This is a genomic window from Aquabacter cavernae (genome assembly GCF_003993795.1).
GTDB classification, from domain to species: domain Bacteria; phylum Pseudomonadota; class Alphaproteobacteria; order Rhizobiales; family Xanthobacteraceae; genus Aquabacter; species Aquabacter cavernae.
Map to the genome: position 1 here is coordinate 17,992 of NZ_RWKV01000008.1, position 17,357 is coordinate 35,348.

General features: G+C 67.6%; 14 protein-coding genes. 10 read left to right on the forward strand and 4 right to left on the reverse strand.

All coding sequences use genetic code 11. The features are described 5' to 3' along the window. Window positions 1-68 precede the first annotated feature (68 nt). A complete protein-coding gene (ilvD, locus tag EJJ38_RS04940; RefSeq protein WP_127090268.1) occupies window positions 69-1,922 on the reverse strand; it encodes a dihydroxy-acid dehydratase in 1,854 nt (617 codons plus the stop codon). Window positions 1,923-2,145: 223 nt separating this feature from the next. On the opposite strand from ilvD, the gene EJJ38_RS04945 reads away from it, so the two are divergent. The 6 genes from EJJ38_RS04945 (at window position 2,146) to EJJ38_RS04970 (ending at window position 6,733) form a co-directional block, all read left to right on the forward strand. Further along, window positions 2,146-2,601: a MarR family winged helix-turn-helix transcriptional regulator gene (locus EJJ38_RS04945; protein ID WP_127089023.1), complete on the forward strand. Its 456-nt coding sequence runs from the start codon at window positions 2,146-2,148 to the stop codon at window positions 2,599-2,601. 26 nt (window positions 2,602-2,627) lie between these two features. Next, window positions 2,628-3,038 carry a DUF1398 domain-containing protein gene (locus EJJ38_RS04950; RefSeq protein ID WP_127089024.1) on the forward strand — a complete coding sequence of 137 codons (411 nt, stop codon included), beginning with the start codon at window positions 2,628-2,630 and terminating at the stop codon, window positions 3,036-3,038. A 163-nt stretch (window positions 3,039-3,201) separates the two neighbouring features. Further along, a complete protein-coding gene (locus EJJ38_RS04955; protein ID WP_127089025.1) occupies window positions 3,202-4,131 on the forward strand; it encodes a ring-cleaving dioxygenase in 930 nt (309 codons plus the stop codon). Between the two features lie 25 nt (window positions 4,132-4,156). Next, window positions 4,157-4,792, forward strand: a complete 636-nt coding sequence (locus EJJ38_RS04960; RefSeq protein WP_127089026.1) for an alpha/beta hydrolase — start codon at window positions 4,157-4,159, stop codon at window positions 4,790-4,792. 142 nt (window positions 4,793-4,934) lie between these two features. Next, window positions 4,935-5,357, forward strand: coding sequence for an OsmC family protein (locus tag EJJ38_RS04965; RefSeq protein WP_127089027.1), 423 nt, complete (start codon window positions 4,935-4,937; stop codon window positions 5,355-5,357). Window positions 5,358-5,512: 155 nt separating this feature from the next. Further along, window positions 5,513-6,733 carry a multidrug effflux MFS transporter gene (locus tag EJJ38_RS04970; RefSeq protein WP_127089028.1) on the forward strand — a complete coding sequence of 407 codons (1,221 nt, stop codon included), beginning with the start codon at window positions 5,513-5,515 and terminating at the stop codon, window positions 6,731-6,733. A 2-nt stretch (window positions 6,734-6,735) separates the two neighbouring features. Here EJJ38_RS04970 and EJJ38_RS04975 read toward each other — a convergent pair whose 3' ends face one another. After that, on the reverse strand, window positions 6,736-7,860 hold the full coding sequence (locus EJJ38_RS04975) for a zinc-binding metallopeptidase family protein (RefSeq protein WP_127089029.1): 1,125 nt from the start codon (window positions 7,858-7,860) through the stop codon (window positions 6,736-6,738). A gap of 91 nt (window positions 7,861-7,951) precedes the next feature. Continuing rightward, the gene (locus EJJ38_RS04980) at window positions 7,952-8,422 is read right to left on the reverse strand and encodes a redoxin domain-containing protein (protein ID WP_127089030.1); all 471 of its coding nucleotides are present in this window, start codon (window positions 8,420-8,422) and stop codon (window positions 7,952-7,954) included. A gap of 136 nt (window positions 8,423-8,558) precedes the next feature. Between EJJ38_RS04980 and EJJ38_RS04985 the strand changes: the two genes are divergently transcribed. Then, entirely contained in the window at window positions 8,559-12,044 is a 3,486-nt protein-coding gene (locus tag EJJ38_RS04985) for a YhdP family protein (RefSeq protein ID WP_127089031.1), read from the forward strand. A 65-nt stretch (window positions 12,045-12,109) separates the two neighbouring features. Here the strand turns inward: EJJ38_RS04985 and tyrS are convergent, their stop codons facing one another. Beyond that, a complete protein-coding gene (tyrS, locus tag EJJ38_RS04990) occupies window positions 12,110-13,414 on the reverse strand; it encodes a tyrosine--tRNA ligase (protein ID WP_127089032.1) in 1,305 nt (434 codons plus the stop codon). A gap of 34 nt (window positions 13,415-13,448) precedes the next feature. Between tyrS and EJJ38_RS04995 the strand changes: the two genes are divergently transcribed. The 3 genes from EJJ38_RS04995 (at window position 13,449) to EJJ38_RS05005 (ending at window position 17,249) form a co-directional block, all read left to right on the forward strand. Further along, entirely contained in the window at window positions 13,449-14,399 is a 951-nt protein-coding gene (locus EJJ38_RS04995) for a glycosyltransferase (RefSeq protein ID WP_127089033.1), read from the forward strand. 6 nt (window positions 14,400-14,405) lie between these two features. Continuing rightward, window positions 14,406-15,515 (forward strand): anhydro-N-acetylmuramic acid kinase, encoded by a 1,110-nt coding sequence (locus EJJ38_RS05000; protein WP_127089034.1) that lies wholly within the window; start codon window positions 14,406-14,408, stop codon window positions 15,513-15,515. Window positions 15,516-15,602: 87 nt separating this feature from the next. Beyond that, complete coding sequence (locus tag EJJ38_RS05005; RefSeq protein ID WP_245454116.1) at window positions 15,603-17,249, forward strand: APC family permease; 1,647 nt, start codon at window positions 15,603-15,605, stop codon at window positions 17,247-17,249. The last annotated feature ends 108 nt before the right edge of the window (window positions 17,250-17,357 follow it).

A 17,357-nucleotide genomic window follows, 5' to 3' on the forward strand; every position in this document is an offset into this window, starting at 1 on the left:
ACGGCCTGAAACGAAAACGGGCGCCGCTGGTCAGCGGCGCCCGTTCCACATTCAGATGGCTGTGGCGCTCAGCGCCGCAGGCTGTTCACGTCGCGCACCGCGCCGCGCGAGGCGGAGGTGGTGAGGGCGGCATAGGCCTGGAGGGCCTGGGAGACCACGCGCTTGCGGTTCTCCGGCTTCCAGGCGGCATCGCCCTTGGCCTCCATGGCAGCACGGCGGCGCGCCATCTCTTCGTCGGAAACGATGAAGTTGATGGAGCGGTTGGGGATGTCGATCTCGATGGTGTCGCCTTCCTCAACGAGGCCGATGGCCCCACCCTCGGCGGCTTCCGGCGAGCAATGGCCGATGGAGAGGCCCGAGGAGCCGCCTGAGAAGCGCCCGTCCGTCACCAGCGCGCACGCCTTTCCGAGGCCCTTCGACTTCAGATAGGAGGTCGGATAGAGCATTTCCTGCATGCCGGGGCCGCCGCGCGGACCCTCATAGCGGATCAGCACGATATCGCCGGGCACGATCTTGCCGGTGGAGAGGATGGCCTCCACCGCCGCGTCCTGGCTCTCGAACACCCGCGCGCGACCGGTGAAGGTGAGGATGGAGGCATCCACGCCCGCCGTCTTCACGATGCAGCCGTCCTCGGCGATGTTGCCGAACAGCACCGCGAGACCGCCGTCCTTGGAATAAGCGTGCTCCACGCTGCGGATCACGCCCTTTTCGCGGTCGGTGTCCAGGTCGTCCCAGCGGCGCGACTGGCTGAAGGCCACCTGGGTGGGAACGCCACCGGGCGCGGCGCGGAAGAAGGTCTGCACCGTGTCGCTCTTGGTGCGCATCACGTCCCAGCGGTCCAGCGCCTCGGCCATGGTGGCCGAATGGACGGTGGGCTGGTCGGTGTGGATGTGGCCGCCCCGGTCCAGTTCGCCCAGGATGGCCATGATGCCGCCCGCGCGGTGGACATCCTCCATGTGGATGTTGGCCACAGCGGGCGCCACCTTGCAGAGCACCGGCACCTGGCGGGAGAGCCGGTCGATGTCCGCCATGGTGAAGGGCACTTCGCCCTCATTGGCGGCGGCCAGCAGGTGCAGCACCGTGTTGGTGGAGCCGCCCATGGAGATGTCCAGCGTCATGGCGTTCTCGAACGCCTTGAAGGTGGCGATGGAGCGCGGCAGCACGCGCGCGTCGTCCTGCTCGTAATAGCGGCGGGCGAGGTCCACCACGAGGTGGCCCGCTTCCACGAACAGGCGCTCGCGATCGGCATGGGTGGCCAGAACCGAGCCGTTGCCGGGCAAAGCGAGGCCGAGCGCCTCGGTGAGGCAATTCATGGAATTGGCGGTGAACATGCCCGAGCAGGAGCCGCAGGTGGGGCACGCGGAGCGCTCCATCACCTTCACGTCCTCGTCGGAGACGCGATCGTCAGCCGCCGCGATCATGGCGTCGATCAGGTCCACCTTCTTCTCGCCGGTGGAAAGCAAGACCTTGCCCGCCTCCATGGGCCCGCCCGAGACGAAGACGGCCGGGATGTTGAGGCGCATGGCGGCCATCAGCATGCCGGGGGTGATCTTGTCGCAATTGGAGATGCAGACCATGGCGTCCGCGCAATGGGCGTTCACCATATACTCGACGCTGTCCGCGATGATCTCGCGGGAGGGCAGCGAATAGAGCATGCCGTCATGGCCCATGGCGATGCCGTCATCCACCGCGATGGTGTTGAACTCTTTGGCGACGCCGCCCGCCTTCTCGATCTCGCGGGCCACGAGCTGGCCGAGATCCTTCAGGTGCACATGGCCGGGCACGAACTGGGTGAAGGAATTGACGACCGCGATGATGGGCTTGCCGAAATCGGCGTCCTTCATGCCGGTGGCGCGCCAGAGCCCCCGCGCGCCCGCCATATTGCGGCCGTGGGTGGAGGTGCGCGAACGGTACTGGGGCATGTCCTCTTGCCTTTTGTTGTGCAGGCCGGAGGCCTTACGCAATTTCATTGTCGCAGCCTTCTTAGAGCGAATTCAGGCAAAGCGAAATCACTTCGCCGCAGGGGCAGGGCGGCCGCCCATGCGTGGGAAGCATTCCGGCGGCATGACAGGGAGGGAAGGAGTAGTGGTTGACTAGGAAATCAAAATCAGTAGTTTCCTTGTCAACTAATGAGGCTTTCCGCTCATGATGCCCGAGCCGTCCGATCTTGATGCGCATCTCGGTTTCTGGCTGCGCACGGTCTCCAACCATGTCTCCCACGCCTTCGCGGGAAAGCTCGCGACGCGGGGCGTGACGGTGGCCGAATGGGTGGTGCTGCGTCGCCTCTATGGCCGCGAGCCCGCGCCGCCGAGCGTGTTGGCGGACGAGATCGGCATGACGCGCGGCGCCATCACCAAGCTCGCCGACCGCCTGATCGCCAAGGCTCTCGTGACCCGCGCCGCGGACCCGCGCGATGGTCGCGCCCAGACCCTTGCGCTGACCGGAACTGGCCGCGCCCTCGTGCCCGAGCTGGCGGCGCTGGCGGATCGCAATGACGCGGAAGTCTTCGGCCACCTGTCCGCGATGGAGCGGGACAGCCTGCTGGCGATGTTGAAGCGGCTCGTGGAGCGCGGGCGCATCACGACCATGCCGCTGGAATGACCTGCCCTCTATCCCGGAGATCGAACATGGAAGATCCCAAGACCTCTTTGACCTCCATTGCCAAGGCGTGCCTGGACGGCGCGGAGGCGGGGAGCATGACCTTTCCGGATATCGTCCGGACCTTGATGGCGGCGGGCTTCGAGAGCTACGCCATCGATTTCCGCCGTGCCCGTGCGCTCTATTACACGGCAGAGGGGGATTGGCTGGAGCTTCAGATCCATCAGGTGGACGGCCCGGTGGCCGCCGTCTTCGATGTGCCACGCATCCGGGACGCCATCCGGCAAGCCCAGCAGCTTGCACCCGGCTACAGCTACAAGGGCTTCTGCCGGACCGTGGTGGACGCCGGATGCTGCGGCTACGTGGTGTCGTTCCTGGGGCGCCGCGCGGTGTACGCGGGCCGCACCGGCGAAACCCATGTGGAGCATTTTCCGGACTAGCGTGGCGGTGGTCCGGGCGAAGGGTGGCCTGCTGTGCCGCTCCGGAAACGGCATGGTGCAGGCGCCTTTTTACCTTGCATGAATGCAATGTTGTTTGCCTGGATGAATTGAGTTCATTGCCTTACATCAAGGGCCAGACAACGATCCCTCTTGGGAGGCTTTCATGACCCGCAACGGCATCCACCACGTCACCGCCATCTCCGGCCCGGCCCGGCGCAACCTTGCCTTCCATGAGGGCGTGCTCGGTCTGAGCCTCGTGAAGAAGACGGTGAATTTCGACGATCCCGGCACCTACCACTTCTATTATGGCGATGCGGCCGGTTCCCCCGGTACCATCCTCACCTTCTTCCCCTGGGAGCATGTGGCGCCCGGCCGGCTCGGGGTGGGCGAGACGCAGGAGACCGCGTTCCGCGTGCCGCTCGGCTCCATCGGCTATTGGACCCATCGCTTCGTGGAGGCGGGGGTGAAGCACGGGACGCCGATCCAGACCTTCGGCGAAACCGTGCTGCCCTTCACCGACCCCGACGGCATGCACCTCGCCCTCGTGGGCGTGGCGGGTGCCGAGGCCGAGCCCGGCCACGGTGTCGGCACCATCCCGGCGGAGCACGCCATCCGGGGCTTCCACGGTGTGACGCTGCTCGTGAAGGAGGCGGCGCCCACGGGCGCCATCCTGACCGACGTGTTCGGCTTTGCGCAGACCGCGCAGGACGGCGTCCTGACCCGCTATTCCACGGGCACCGCCATGGGCGGGATCGTGACCCTGCGGGCGGCGGGCGATTTCCTGCGGGGCCGCCAGGGCGGGGGTAGCGTGCACCATGTGGCCTTCCGCGCCGCCGATGACGCGGCGGAGGCGGCCATGGTGCAGCGTCTCGCGGAGAACCATTCCATCCGCACCACGGAGCAGAAGGACCGCAACTATTTCCGCTCGGTCTATTTCCGCGAGCCGGGCGGAGTGCTGTTCGAGATCGCCACCGACATTCCGGGCTTCGCCGTGGACGAGCCCGCCGATGCCCTCGGCCGCGTGCTGAAGCTGCCCGCCTTCCTGGAGGGCCGCCGCACCGAGATCGAGGGCATCCTCCCGGCGCTCAGCTGAGCGCCGGACACGAAGGAGACGAGCCATGACACTCACCAAGGATGTGGGCTTCGTGCATCGCTACGAGCCCGCCACGCAGGAGGGGCACACGCCCCTGCTGCTCCTGCATGGGACCGGCGGCGACGAGAACGACCTGCTGCCGCTGGGCCGCATGCTCTCGCCCGGCGCCGCTCTGCTCTCGCCGCGCGGCCGGGTGCTGGAGCACGGCATGCCGCGCTTCTTCCGCCGCCTGTCGGAAGGCGTATTCGACCATGACGATGTGCGCCGCGAGGCGGACGCGCTGGCCGATTTCGTGATGGCCGCCCGCGAGGGCTGCGGCATGCCCGCGCCCATCGCGGTGGGCTTCTCCAACGGCGCCAATATCGCGGCGGCCGTGCTTTACCGTCGTCCGGAGGCGCTGGCGGGCGCGGTGCTCATGCGCGCCATGGTCCCGCTGGAGGAGGCGCCCGCGCATCCGCTCGGCGGGAAGCCGGTTCTCATCCTCTCCGGCAATGCCGACACGCTCATGGGCCAGGACAATCCCGCCCGCCTCGCCGCCGTCCTTTCGGCGGCGGGCGCGGAGGTGGAGCACCGCATCCTGCGGGCGGGCCACGGCCTGACCCAGACGGACGTGTCCATCGCCGCGGCCTGGCTTGCGGGAACTCGGCTTGCGGGAAAATAAGCCCGCAAGCCTGTCGCACAGGGGTGGCGGACCTGAAATAGTCTGGCGGGGTTGACCCCGGTGCCGGTGGCGGCACCGGGGCGGCCAACCTGCGCAGGCCCGGCGCCGCGCGGCTTTCTTCACCGAGGATAAGGAACACGCCATGTCCACTTACGGCTCCGCGGTCTGGTCCGGCGGCATCAAGGACGGCAAGGGCGCCATCTCCACCAAGAGCGGCGCGCTCGACGCCTATCCCTACGGCTTCGCCAGCCGCTTCGAGGGCAAGCCGGGCACCAACCCGGAAGAACTCATCGGCGCGGCCCATGCGGGCTGCTTCACCATGGCGCTCTCGCTGATCCTGGGCGAGGCGGGCCTCACCGCCGAGCACATGGAGACCAAGGCCGACGTCACCCTCGTGAAGCAGCCGGACGGCTTCGCCATCACGGCTGTGGCCCTCACGCTGCGCGCCACCATTCCCGGTGCGGATGACGCCACCTTCCAGGACCTTGCCGCCAAGGCCAAGGCGGGCTGCCCCGTCTCCAAGCTCCTGAAGGCGGACATCACCCTCGACGCCGCGCTGGTCTGATTACGCGGTGGCCCGGTCCCGGCCGGGCCGCCCAAACCTCTTCACGCACCGCCGGGCGGTCTCTCCCATCGCGGGCCGGCCATCCGGTCGGTGCTGTTTCGCCCCGGAATGGCTTGTGCCATGGTGCCGTCACAGACGGTGGGTGCGGGGGCTTCATGGTGGCGATGACGGATGCGCAGGCTGTTCCTGCGCCGCGCGGGCTTGTCCCGCTTCTGCTCACCATCGTTCCGTTCAGCCAGATCCCGCTCGACGCCTATACGCCCGCCTTGCCGGAGATGGTGCGTTCTCTCCAGGCGGACCCGGCAGCGGTGCAGAACACGGTCACCGCCTACATGCTGGGCATGAGCCTCGCGCTGGTGCCGGTGGGGCTCATCACGGACGCGGTGGGGCGGCGGCTCACGCTGTTTTCCGGCATGGCGCTGCTGGTGGCCATGAGCGTCGCCTGCGCGCTGGTGAGCGACGTGAACCTGTTGCTGGCGCTGCGTTTCCTCCAGGGCATGGGCGGCTGCACCTGTCTTGTCGTGTCCTATGTGATCGCGGCGGACTGCTTCCGGGGGGCGAAGCTCACCTCCGTCTCCGGCCTGCTGGGCGCCGCCTGGGGGCTGGCGCCGGTGCTGGCCCCGGCGGTGGGCGGCCTCCTGGCGGATCTCGTCTCCTGGCGCGTCATCTTCCTGCTGATCGGCGCCCTGGCGGCTGTGGTGGCCATCGTCGCCTTCCTGCTGCTGCCGGAGACCCTGCCGCCGGAGCGGCGCGCGCCCATCGACCTGCGCGCGGCAGGCGGGGTCATCGCCATGGCGCTGCGCAACCGCCTGTTCCTCTGCTTCACGCTCATCTTCGGCGCCATGGCCAGCGCGCAGCTCGTCTTCGGCGTGGTGGCCCCGTTCCTCTACCAGGAGGGGCTGGGCTTCTCGCCCAGCGGCTACGGGCTCATGGCGCTGGCGCTGGGGGGCGTGAACCTGGCGGGCGAGCTGGGCTGTTCCCACTTCGCCGGCAAGACCAGCCCGCAGCGGCTCGGCTGGACCTCTTACGTCCTGTTCGCCCTGGGGGCGGTGGTGCTGGCGGTGTCGGGCGCCGTCTCCGGCGTCGGCTTCCTGTCCATCACGGTGGGCAGCGCGCTGGTGCTGCTGGGCTGCGGCGTGCTCTGCCCCATGATGTACGGCATGGCGCTCGGCCTGTTCGAGCGCAATCTGGGCCTGCTGGGCGGCCTCATCAGCGCCATCTGCTATCTGTGCGTCTCCGGCGCCATGGTGGTGGCGGCGGTGTTGCCGGAAAACAGTCAGGCGCCCATGGGCGCCCTCTATGTGGTGCTGGGCATCATTGCCGGCCTGCTGCTGGCCATCGCGCTCCCGAAGGCGACCGCGTTGGCCCATTCCTGAGGTCAGGCGGCCTGCATGACGGGGCCGCACATGGTCTGCCAGCGCATGTCCCGCTCCGCCTGCTGCTCCGCGCCCGCGTGGATGAGCGAATGGATGAAGTCGAGCTTCTCCATCACCGGCTGGGAGAGGACGAAGGGATAGAGGTCGCGCTGGCCCATGGAGCGGTTCACGCTGTTGAGCGCCACGGTGAGCGGCACCCAGGCATCGATGAGTTCCTGCGCGCTGTGCGCGTTATAGGGATCGAAATCCACGGAGACGGCGAGGTCCGCTGCCTCCTTCAGGCGCGGGCGCGTGCGGATGCCGAAGGCGGCGGCGGTCTCCAGCGCATCGGTGATGTGGAAATAATGCGCCCAGGTCTCCGCGAAATCCTCCCAGGGATGGGCGGTGGCATAGGTGGAGATGAAGGCGTCCTGCCAGTCGATGGGCGCGCCTTCGGCATAGTGGCGCTGAAGCGCCTGCCCGTAATCCTGCCGCTCGTCGCCGAACACGGCCCGGCACCGCTCCAGGGTCTGCGGGTCCGAGGCCACCATGGTGTCCCAGAAATAATGCCCCAGCTCGTGCCGGAAATGGCCGATGAGGGTGCGGTAGGGCTCGTTCATGGAGGTGCGGCGGCGCTCGCGCTCGGCATCGTCCGCTTCCGAGATGTTCAGCGTGATGAGGCCGTTGTCGTGGCCGGTCATCACCGCCCCTCCACCCTGAGGGGCCTGGCTGTCGGCGAGGAAATCGAAGGCGAGGCCGTGCTCGGGATTCTCCAGCCGGTCCTGGACCGGCAGGCGCCAGCGCAGGATGGAATAGAAGACGTAGCGCTTTGCCACCTCGATGCGCCGCCAGAGGTCGAGATTTTGCGGGGCGGTGAGGTCCGGCACGGTCCGGTTGAACCGGCAGGCCGGGCAGAAGGCGTTGCCGCCTTCCGGCACCAGCCAGTTGCACACGTCATGCTCGGCATTGCTGCAGAACAGGAAATGCTGCTCGGGCCGCGCGATGCTGCGAAAGGCGGGACCATCCGGCTGCAGCGCGACCATCCGGTTTTCCGCCGGCAGATAGCCGAGGTGTGCGCCGCAGGCGAGGCAAGCCGCATTCTCGAAATGCACGGGATTGCCGCAGGACTGGCACTCGAAAAGCCTCATGGGGTTCCCCACCAAAAAAGAGTGACGCTCTAACGGTGGAGCGCCCACAAAGTTCCCGGAATGCGAGAGGCCCTGCGGTGCGCCGCGCGAATCAGAGCGCCTTTGCCGCCTCCAGAACCTCTTCCGCATGGCCGGTGACCTTCACCTTCGGCCAGGTCCGGGCCACTTTTCCGGTGCCGTCGATGAGCAGGGTGGCGCGCTCTATCCCCATATATTTTCGCCCGTACATGCTCTTCTCGCCCCACACGCCATAGGCTTCCAGCATGGCCTTGGTCTCGTCGGAGGCGAGGGGAAAGTCGAGGTCGTATTTGGCCTTGAACTTGTCTTGCGCCCGCACCGGGTCGGCCGAAACGCCGAGGATCGCCGTATTGGCGGCCTCGAATTCCCCGCGCAGTGCGTTGAAGGCCATGGCTTCCTTGGTGCAGCCGGGCGTGTCCGCCTTCGGATAGAAGTAGAGAACCAGCTTCCGGCCCGCATAGTCCTTCAACGACACTGTGCCGCCGCCATCGCGCGGCAGGGAGAAGTCCGGGGCCTGCGCACCTTCGGAGGGAAAAACCGGCATCTGCCTTCCTTTCGACGTGACTGCGTCATACCGGCTGGGCTGAATGCCCTTGCCTGACAGCGGGGATGGTACATTCTGCACCGCTCAAAAAACCCGGCGCGGGGGCGCCTCGGCGGGGCCAGAGGATCGGGTGAGGATGAAGGACGATACGGCGCCGTTCAAGCGGACTGGCCGCCATCTGAGGCCAGGCCATCCCCAGGGGATCGTCGGCGCGCTGGTGCCGCGCGGCCGTTTCGCGCGCGTGCTCATGTGGATCCTCGTGTCCCTGGTGGCCATTGGCGGCCTCGGGGCGCTTGGGCTCTATTTCATGATCGCCACGGGGGTCGTCACCGCCAACCTCGCCACCCCCTATATCGAGCGTGCCATCGAGGAGCGCCTGGGCGGCAAGTATGACGTGATCATCGGCTCCACCACGGTGGAGACCATGAACCACGGGGCCACCGTGGTGGTGGTGCACGACATCCGCGTGGAAGGACCGGAGGGCGAGTTGATCGCCGCCGCCCCCAGCGCCGAGGTGGAGCTGGACGGCAGCCTGCTCACGCTCTCCCCCAAGGCCCGGCGCGTGGATCTCGTGGGCGCCGACATGACGGTGAAGATCGCCGCCTCCGGCGTGGTGGCGGTGGCAGCGGGGCAGGGCGCCCGGCCGCTCATCTCCTCACCCCCGCCGCCGCCTTTGACCCCGCCGCCCGCCACAGGCGCCTCCGGAACCACGCCGGCCGGGACAGCGGCCGCCGTGAACACCGACCCTCTGACGCTGCGCGCCGTCGCCGCCCTCATGAACGACCTGGAGCGGGGCGGCTTCGATGGCGGGACGCTGGAAGATGTGGGCCTGAAGGACGGCACCCTGCGGGTGGAGAATGAAAGCTCCGGCAAGACCTATGTCTTCCAGCACATCTCCGTGCGGGTCTCCCGCCCCCCGACCGGCGGTGCAGTGCTTGATTTCGCCGTCCAGGGGCCGAGCGGAACGGCCACCCTCATCGCCACCATCGGCCCGGAACGCCAGCGCGAGCGCACCCTGAAGATGGAGGTGCGGGATGTGGCGACCAAGGATCTCGTCAGCGCCTTCACCCAGGACTGGAAGCGCTTCTACATGGACCTGCCGCTGGCAGCGGAGCTGAATGCGCGCATGAATGTGGACGGGCATGTGCTCGCCGCCTCCGCCAACATCAATTTCGGCGCCGGCCAGATCGGCAATGGCGAAGATCCGCTGGAGCGCTTCACCCTCGATTATCTGCGCGTGGGCCTCACCCTCGATCCGGCGCGCCGGGTCTTCGTCATCAATCCCCTGGAGGCGGTGAAGAACCAGAACCGGATCGCGCTGCAGGGCGAGATCGCGGTTCCCGAGCGCTTCGGGCAGGACTGGACCTACCAGATCCGCCAGCAGCAGGTGGTGCTGGCCGGGCCGGAAATGCCGGATCCGGCCCTGGTGGTGGAGCAGGTCTCTCTCCTCGGCCGCTACAATCCCGCCTCCAAGCAACTGACCTTCGAGAAGGGGCAGCTGTTCAGCGCCGCGGGCTCGCTGGCTTTTTCGGGGCTCGTGGACTTCGGCATTCCCTTGCCCGCCATCCGCCTCGACGCCACGGGCTCGCGCATGCCGGCCTCCACCGTGCGGCGGTTCTGGCCGGTTTCCGTCGCGCCTCCGGCCCGGGACTATGTGATCCAGAATGTCACCGCCGGCACCGTTGATGCCGTGCGCATCAACGTGAACATGCCCCTGGAGCTGATCGGCCAGAAAGAGGTCCCGCTGCCCGACGACGCGGTGCATCTGGAACTGTCGGGCTCGGGTTTCCAGATCGTGGCCATGAAGGGACTGCCGCCGTTGCGGGATGCGCGCATCTCCGTGGTGGTGACGGGCCGCAGCGTGCGGGCCGACATGCCCGAGAGCATCGTCGTCACGCCCCAGAACCGCCGCCTCGCTTTGACGGACGGCACCTTCCTCATGGCGGACTATTTCCCCCGCGAGCCGCGCGCGCAGATCCAAGTGAAGATCAACGGCCCGGCCGATGCGGGCATCGAGATCCTCGGCATGGAGGCCCTGAAGGGGCCGACCGGCACCGCCTACGATCCCTCGACCACGCGCGGCAAGCTTTCCGCTTTGGTCCAGATCAACATTCATTTCCGCAAGGTTCAGGACCCCAAGGATACCGACTATTCGGTGGAAGCGACGCTGACGGACTTCGGCGTGGATGCGGTTTTCGCCAATCATCGCCTGGAAGGTGCGACGGTGGCGGTGTTCGCCACGCCCGCCGGAATCCTGCTGCGCGGCGACGGGCGCATTGCCGGCGCGCCCATGAATTTCGAGTATGAGAAGAAGAAGGACGTGGCCGACGCCAATGTGCGCGTCAACGCCACCCTCGACGATGCCTCGCGGGCCAAGCTCGGGGTGCAATTGCCGGCGGTGACCGGGCCTGTCCTCGTGCGCCTCGTGGGCACCACGGACAATGTGGTGACCAAGGCGAATATCGAGCTGGACCTGACCGGCGCGCGCATCAACGATCTCGTGCCGGGCCTCGCCAAGCCGGCGGGCAAGCCGCTCAAGGCGCGCTTTGCCTCCACCGATGCAGGCAAGACGGTGCGCATCAACGACCTTGTCCTGGAAGGGTCGGGCACCCTCATCAAGGGCTGGGTCGAGGTGGCCGATTCCGGCGACGTGCTGGGCGCCAATTTCCCCACCTTCCAGCTGAGCGACGGCGATCGGGCGAGCCTGACCGCCAACCGGGCAGGCGACGTGCTGAAGGTGAAGATCACCGGCGAGGTGGTGGACGCGCGTGGCATCATGAAGGGCCTCGTCGGTACGGGTGGCACCGCCGCCCCGAAGAACGCGCCCAAGGCGCGCAACCAGGACGTGGACGTGGACGCAAGCGTCGGCGCGCTCACCGGCAACAATGGCGAGGTGCTGCGCCAGTTCGAGCTGTCCGTGGCCCGTCGCGGCACGGATATCCGCAATTTCGCCCTGGTGGCGCGGGCGGGCCAGAACGGCAATGTGGTGGGCGACATGCGCCCCTTCGCCAACCGCAACCAGCTTGTGGTGAGCGCTTCCGACGCGGGCGCCCTGCTGCGCTTCCTCGACGTCTACGCGAAGATCGACGGGGGCGACATGTGGGTGAACATCGACCCTCCGCGCGAGGGTGCGCCTCAGGAAGGCTCCGTCAACCTGCGCGACTTCGTGGTGCGCGGCGAGCCGGGCCTCGACATCCTCGCTTCGGCCGCCCGCGATTCCAGCGGCCGCTCGGAGCCGGGCACCGCCGCCTTCCAGAAGGCACAGGCGAAGTTCACCCGCACCACCGGCGCCGTGACCATCCGCGACGGCGCCATCTATGGCCCGGTGGCGGGCGCGACTGTGGACGGCACCATCGATTTCGCCAATGAGCGCATCGCCATGCGCGGCACCTATGTGCCGGCCTATGGGCTGAACAACCTGTTCTCCAAGCTGCCCATCATCGGCATGCTGCTGGGCGGTGGGCCCAATGAGGGCCTGCTGGGCGTGACCTTCGAGATTGTCGGCCCGCTCTCCGGTCCGCGCCTCACGGTCAATCCGCTTTCGGCGGTGGCGCCGGGCTTCCTGCGCAAGATGTTCGAGTTCCGCGACACCTCCGTCGCGCCCCCGCCACCCCGCCAGTAATGCAGACGGCCCCGGTCATGGACCGGGGCCGTTCAATCGTCTCAGCCTGTGCGGACGCCGTCGCCTCAGGAGGCGGGGCGCAGCAGGACGTGCTTCTTCTTGCCCAGGGACAGCTTGATGACGCCTTCCGCCGTGAGGTCGGCGGAGGTCAGCACCGCCTTCTCGTCGGTCACGGTTGCATCATTCACTTTCAGGCCGCCGCCCTTGATCTGGCGGCGCGCCTCGCTGGTGGAGGCCACGAGGCCCGCCAGGACGAAGGCATTCGCCGCGCCAAGGCCCTCGGCAAGCTGCGCGCCGGGAACCTCCACGGAGGGCAGGTCCATGGCCAGGGCGCCATCCTCGAAGGTCTGGCGGGCGGTGGCCTTGGCGGCCTCCGCCGCCTCGCGTCCATGCAGCAGGGCGGTGGCCTCGGTGGCGAGCACCTCCTTGGCGAGGTTGATCTCCTGGCCTTCCAGGGCGCCGAGGCGGGCGATCTCGTCCAGCGGCAGCTCGGTGAAGAGCTTCAGGAAGCGCACCACGTCCTTGTCGTCCGCATTGCGCCAGAACTGCCAGTATTCGTAAGGGGCGAGAAGCTCGGCATCGAGCCACATGGCGCCGCCCGCCGTCTTGCCCATCTTGGCGCCGGAGGCGGTGGTGAGCAGGGGGGTGGTCAGGGCGAACAGGTCCAGGCCGTGCATGCGCCGGCCCAGTTCCATGCCGTTGACGATATTGCCCCACTGGTCGGAGCCGCCCATCTGGAGCACGCAGCCGTGGCGCTTGGCCAGTTCCACGAAGTCGTAGGCCTGGAGGATCATGTAGTTGAATTCGAGGAAGGTGAGCGGCTGCTCGCGCTCCAGCCGCAGCTTCACCGAATCGAAGGTGAGCATGCGGTTGATGGTGAAGTGCGGCCCCACCTCCCGCAGCAGCGGGATGTATTTCAGCTCGTCCAGCCAGTCCGCGTTGTTGGCCATCAGGGCGTTAATCTTTTCTCCCTTGTGCAAAGAGCGCGCAAATCCACTCTTTGGGAGATCGATTCCTCCATCGAAATCAAGGAAGCGGGCGAACACCTTGCGGATGGAGGCGATGTTGTCGTTGATCTGCTGGTCGGTCAGCATCTTGCGCGCCTCGTCCTTCCCGGACGGGTCGCCGATCTTCGTGGTGCCGCCGCCCATGAGCGCGACGGCCTGATGCCCGTTCCGCTGAAGGGTGCGCAGCATCATGATGGAGAGCAGATGGCCCGCATGAAGGCTGGATGCGGTGGCGTCGAAGCCGATATAAGCGGTGATCGACCCTTCGAACGCCTTCTTGTCGAGGCCCTCAAGGTCTGAGCATTGATGGATGTAGCCGCGCTCGTCGAGCGTGCGCAGAAGGTCGGAACGAAAAGAACTCATATCGGGCTCGGATGCCTAATCGTGGGGAAGGCGCTTGCTGACTAAGCCATTCGAGGATGCCCCGCCACGTTTATGTGCGTGGAGCATCGCGGTGTTCGCCCGCAACGAGCGCCAGACCCTTATTTCCTGTCTGAAGCACATCGCGCTCGCGGTGAACGGGCGGGATGCGCATGTGAACGTGATTCTCAACGGCTCCACGGACGGTTCGGCACAGGCCCTCAAGGCCGCCGCACCGGAGATCGCAGTGCCGTTCAGCGTTCACGAAATTCATTACCCCGACAAGTCCAATGCCATCAACCAGGTGGTGCACCGGCTGAGGGCGCAGGCGGAGATCTGCTTCTTCGTGGACGCCTACGCCATGATCACCCCCAACTCCCTGGTGGATCTGGCGCAGGCGCTGGCGGACAACCCCCGCGCGCTGGCCGCCGCCGCCGTGCCCAGCATCGGGCGCAGCGCCGAGGCCATGCGGGCGGAGATGATGGTCAATCCCGGCCTCCACGGCTCGCTGTTCGCGCTGCGCGGGGACTTCGTGGCGCGCATGGCGGAAACGGGCTTCCGCCTGCCGGTGGGCCTCTATCGCGGCGATGGTCTCATCGGCTCGGCCGTGATGCATAATCTCGATGCGCTGGGCGTTCCCTGGACCAAGGATTTCATCGCGGTGGCGCCCTCGGCCACCTGGGCGTTCCGCCCCCTCTCGCCCTGGAACAGCGCCGACCGGCAACGCCAGTGGAACCGGCTGCTGCGCCAGGGGCGCGGGGAGCTGGAGGACATGGCCATCAAGCGCATCATCTATGAGGGCAATTACGCGGCGCTTCCGGAATTCGCCAGCGCCCTGGTGCGCTATCTGGTGAAGGAGGATCGTCCCCAGCTGATGGCCAGTCTCAAGCGCCGTCCGCTCGGCGTGCTCGCCGTCCGCGATGCGTTCCGGGCCAACGATCCAGGCCCGGAGGACATCGTGCCCCGGCTCGCCTTCTCCCGGTCCTAGCCGCCCATGCGTGCCTTGGGGCTCATGAGCGGCACGTCCATGGACGGCATCGACGCCGCGCTCATCGACACGGACGGGGAGAGCGTGGACTGGCTCGGCCCGAGCCTGACGCTGCCCTATGACGGCCCGACGCGGCGCCTCCTGGCCCAGGCCATGGAGGATGCGCGCGGCCTCAATTCCCGCGACGGCCGCCCCGGCGCGTTGGCCGAAGCCGAGCGGGTCATCACCAAGCGCCATGCCGAAGCGGTGCTGCGCCTCTTGGACAGCCAGCGGCTCACCCCAGCGGACCTGGACGTGATCGGCTTTCACGGCCAGACCGTGTTCCACGCGCCCCGCGCGGGCCTCACCGTGCAGATCGGCCTCGGCGCGGAGCTGGCGCGCACGCTGCGAGCGCGGGTGGTGGCGGATTTTCGTGCCGCGGATGTGGCGGCGGGCGGGGAGGGGGCGCCGCTGGTTCCGGTGTTCCACCAGGCGCTGGCCCGGCGGCTGGACTTGCCCCGCCCCCTGGCCGTGCTCAATGTGGGAGGGGTGTCCAATGTGACGGTGATCGGGGCGGGCGACCCCGTCGCCTGCGATACCGGACCGGGCAATGCCCTGATCGACGATTTCGTCGCGGCCCGGACAGGTGCCCCCTGCGACTTCGACGGGCGGCTCGCCGCTTCCGGCCGCGTTGACCGGGCCGCCGTGGCGGCAATCCTCGCGCATCCTTTCTTCGCCGCGCCACCGCCGAAATCCCTGGATCGCAACGCCTTCCGGGATCATGTGCGGGCTGTGGCGGGGCTCGACGGCTATTCGGACGCAGACGGCGCGGCGACGCTCACTTGGCTGACCGCCGCCTCCGTCGCCGCCATCGTTCCACATCTAACGGAGCCGCCCGCCACCTGGGTGGTGGCCGGGGGAGGGGCACGCAATCCCACGCTGATGGCGGCTTTGGAGGCGTGTCTGGCACGGCCCGTTCTCCCAGCGGATGCGCTGGGATGGTCGGGGGACGGGCTGGAGGCGCATGCCTTCGGCTTTTTGGCGGTGCGCGCGTTGCGTGCGCTGCCGCTTACCTTTCCCACCACCACCGGCGTTCCATCGCCGCTGACGGGGGGCGAGGTGTTCGACGCAAGATAGGCAGAGGCAGGCACAAGCTGCCTGGCCTCGGGGATCGGCGCGGGGCCGATTCTGGGGTACAAGCCGCGCAAGCTGCGGGGGGAAAACATGCACGGCAAGATGCAGCGCGATATCGGCCTCGTGGGCCTGACATTCGTCGCGGTCAGCGGGATCATCGGCTCGGGATGGCTGTTCGCGCCACTCCTGGCGGTCCAGCATGCGGGGCCTGCGGCGCTGGTGGCCTGGCTCATCGGCGGCATCGCCATGCTGCTCCTGGCGCTCACCTTCGCGGAAATCTCGGCCATGCTGCCGGTGCCGGGCGGCGTGGCCCGGGTGCCCATGTTCAGCCACGGCAACCTCGTCTGCACCATGATGGGCTGGAGCGGCTGGGTGGGCTACACCACCCAGGCCCCCATCGAGGTGGAGGCCATGCTGCGCTATCTGGGGCCGCACGCCACCTGGCTCTACAGCGGTGGCGTGCCCGGCAACGATCTTTCGGTGGCCGGCATCTCCGCCTCCATGGCCTTCCTGGCCCTGTTCGTGGTGATCAACGCCTTCGGCGTGAAATTCTTCGCTTATGTGAACAGCACCATTACCTGGGCCAAGATCGGCATTCCGGCCGTTCTTATCGTGACGCTGCTGATCTCGCGCTTTGAAGTGGGCAATTTCACCGACCATGGCGGGTTCGCGCCCATGGGCTGGACCGGCATCATGAGCGCGGTGTCCTCGGGCGGCGTGATCTTCTCCTATATCGGCTTCCGCCACGCGGTGGACATGGCGGGCGAGGTGCGCAATCCCGGCTTCAACGTTCCCACCGCTCTGATCCTGTCGGTCGTCATCTGCTTCTTCATCTATGGCGGCCTCCAGCTGGCCTTCATCGGCGCGATGGAGCCGTCCGCCATCGCCGGGGGCTGGGGGCAGGTGCGGCTCTCCAGCGATTTCGGGCCACTCGGAGCGGTGGCGAGCGCGCTTGGCCTCATGTGGCTGGTGAGCATGCTGAATGTGGGCGCGGTGCTCGGCCCCATGGGCGGTGCTCTGGTGGCCACGGGCTCGTGCGCGCGCATCAGCTTCGCCCTGTCGGAGAACGGCCTGTTCCCGAAGATCATCGCCACCCTCTCGCGCACGGGCGTGCCGCTGGTGGCGCTGCTCATGAATCTGGCGGTGGCGGTGCTGGCCTTCGTGCTGTTGCGGTTCGAGGACCTGGTGAAGCTGAACGAGTCGGCCATCATGCTTTCGTTCGTGGTCGGCCCCATCGGCGTGGTGGCGCTGCGCCATCTTCTGCCCACGGCCCGGCGCCCGGTGACGCTCCCTGGGGTGCGGCTCATCGCCTGCGCCGCCTTCGTCATCACCACGCTCATCATCCATTGGTCCGGCTGGGCGACGGTGTGGCGCCTCGGCATCTGCCTGCTGGTGGGGGGAGTCCTGTTCGTCACCTATGCCCGCACGCGCATCAAGGGCACGGCGGACCTGAAGGAAGCCTCCTGGCTCGTTCCCTATCTGGGTGGGCTGGGGCTCATATCGGCGCTGGGGAGCTTCGGCGGGGCGGGGGTGCTCACGGACGGGCTGGATACGGCGCTGCTCGTGGTTCTCTGTGTGGGCGTGTTCTTCTATGCGGTGCGCTGCCGTCTCTCGCCGGACAAGTTCCGTTCCTATGTGGCGGACGAAAAGGTGCTGGAGCACGAGATCGGCGAACATGCCGTGGCGCGGGTCGAGGAGGCGTTGCGCCATCCCACGAAGCGCCCGCCGGTCCACTGATACCAAAGGTCTGTGAGCGCGGCTCACGGACCTTTGGTGAAGCCCGCGCGGCGCTTGAGCGAAACCCACTCGGTACCGGTCAAAGACCGGGGCCGTTGGTATGAATGG

Bases quoted from the DNA above. Each gene is read 5' to 3' on its own strand.
- ilvD (WP_127090268.1), bottom strand. From the start codon at position 1,922: ATGCCCCAGTACCGTTCGCGCACCTCCACCCACGGCCGCAATATGGCG.
- EJJ38_RS04945 (WP_127089023.1), top strand. From the start codon at position 2,146: ATGATGCCCGAGCCGTCCGATCTTGATGCGCATCTCGGTTTCTGGCTG.
- EJJ38_RS04950 (WP_127089024.1), top strand. From the start codon at position 2,628: ATGGAAGATCCCAAGACCTCTTTGACCTCCATTGCCAAGGCGTGCCTG.
- EJJ38_RS04955 (WP_127089025.1), top strand. From the start codon at position 3,202: ATGACCCGCAACGGCATCCACCACGTCACCGCCATCTCCGGCCCGGCC.
- EJJ38_RS04960 (WP_127089026.1), top strand. From the start codon at position 4,157: ATGACACTCACCAAGGATGTGGGCTTCGTGCATCGCTACGAGCCCGCC.
- EJJ38_RS04965 (WP_127089027.1), top strand. From the start codon at position 4,935: ATGTCCACTTACGGCTCCGCGGTCTGGTCCGGCGGCATCAAGGACGGC.
- EJJ38_RS04970 (WP_127089028.1), top strand. From the start codon at position 5,513: ATGGTGGCGATGACGGATGCGCAGGCTGTTCCTGCGCCGCGCGGGCTT.
- EJJ38_RS04975 (WP_127089029.1), bottom strand. From the start codon at position 7,860: ATGAGGCTTTTCGAGTGCCAGTCCTGCGGCAATCCCGTGCATTTCGAG.
- EJJ38_RS04980 (WP_127089030.1), bottom strand. From the start codon at position 8,422: ATGCCGGTTTTTCCCTCCGAAGGTGCGCAGGCCCCGGACTTCTCCCTG.
- EJJ38_RS04985 (WP_127089031.1), top strand. From the start codon at position 8,559: ATGAAGGACGATACGGCGCCGTTCAAGCGGACTGGCCGCCATCTGAGG.
- tyrS (WP_127089032.1), bottom strand. From the start codon at position 13,414: ATGAGTTCTTTTCGTTCCGACCTTCTGCGCACGCTCGACGAGCGCGGC.
- EJJ38_RS05000 (WP_127089034.1), top strand. From the start codon at position 14,406: ATGCGTGCCTTGGGGCTCATGAGCGGCACGTCCATGGACGGCATCGAC.
- EJJ38_RS05005 (WP_245454116.1), top strand. From the start codon at position 15,603: ATGCACGGCAAGATGCAGCGCGATATCGGCCTCGTGGGCCTGACATTC.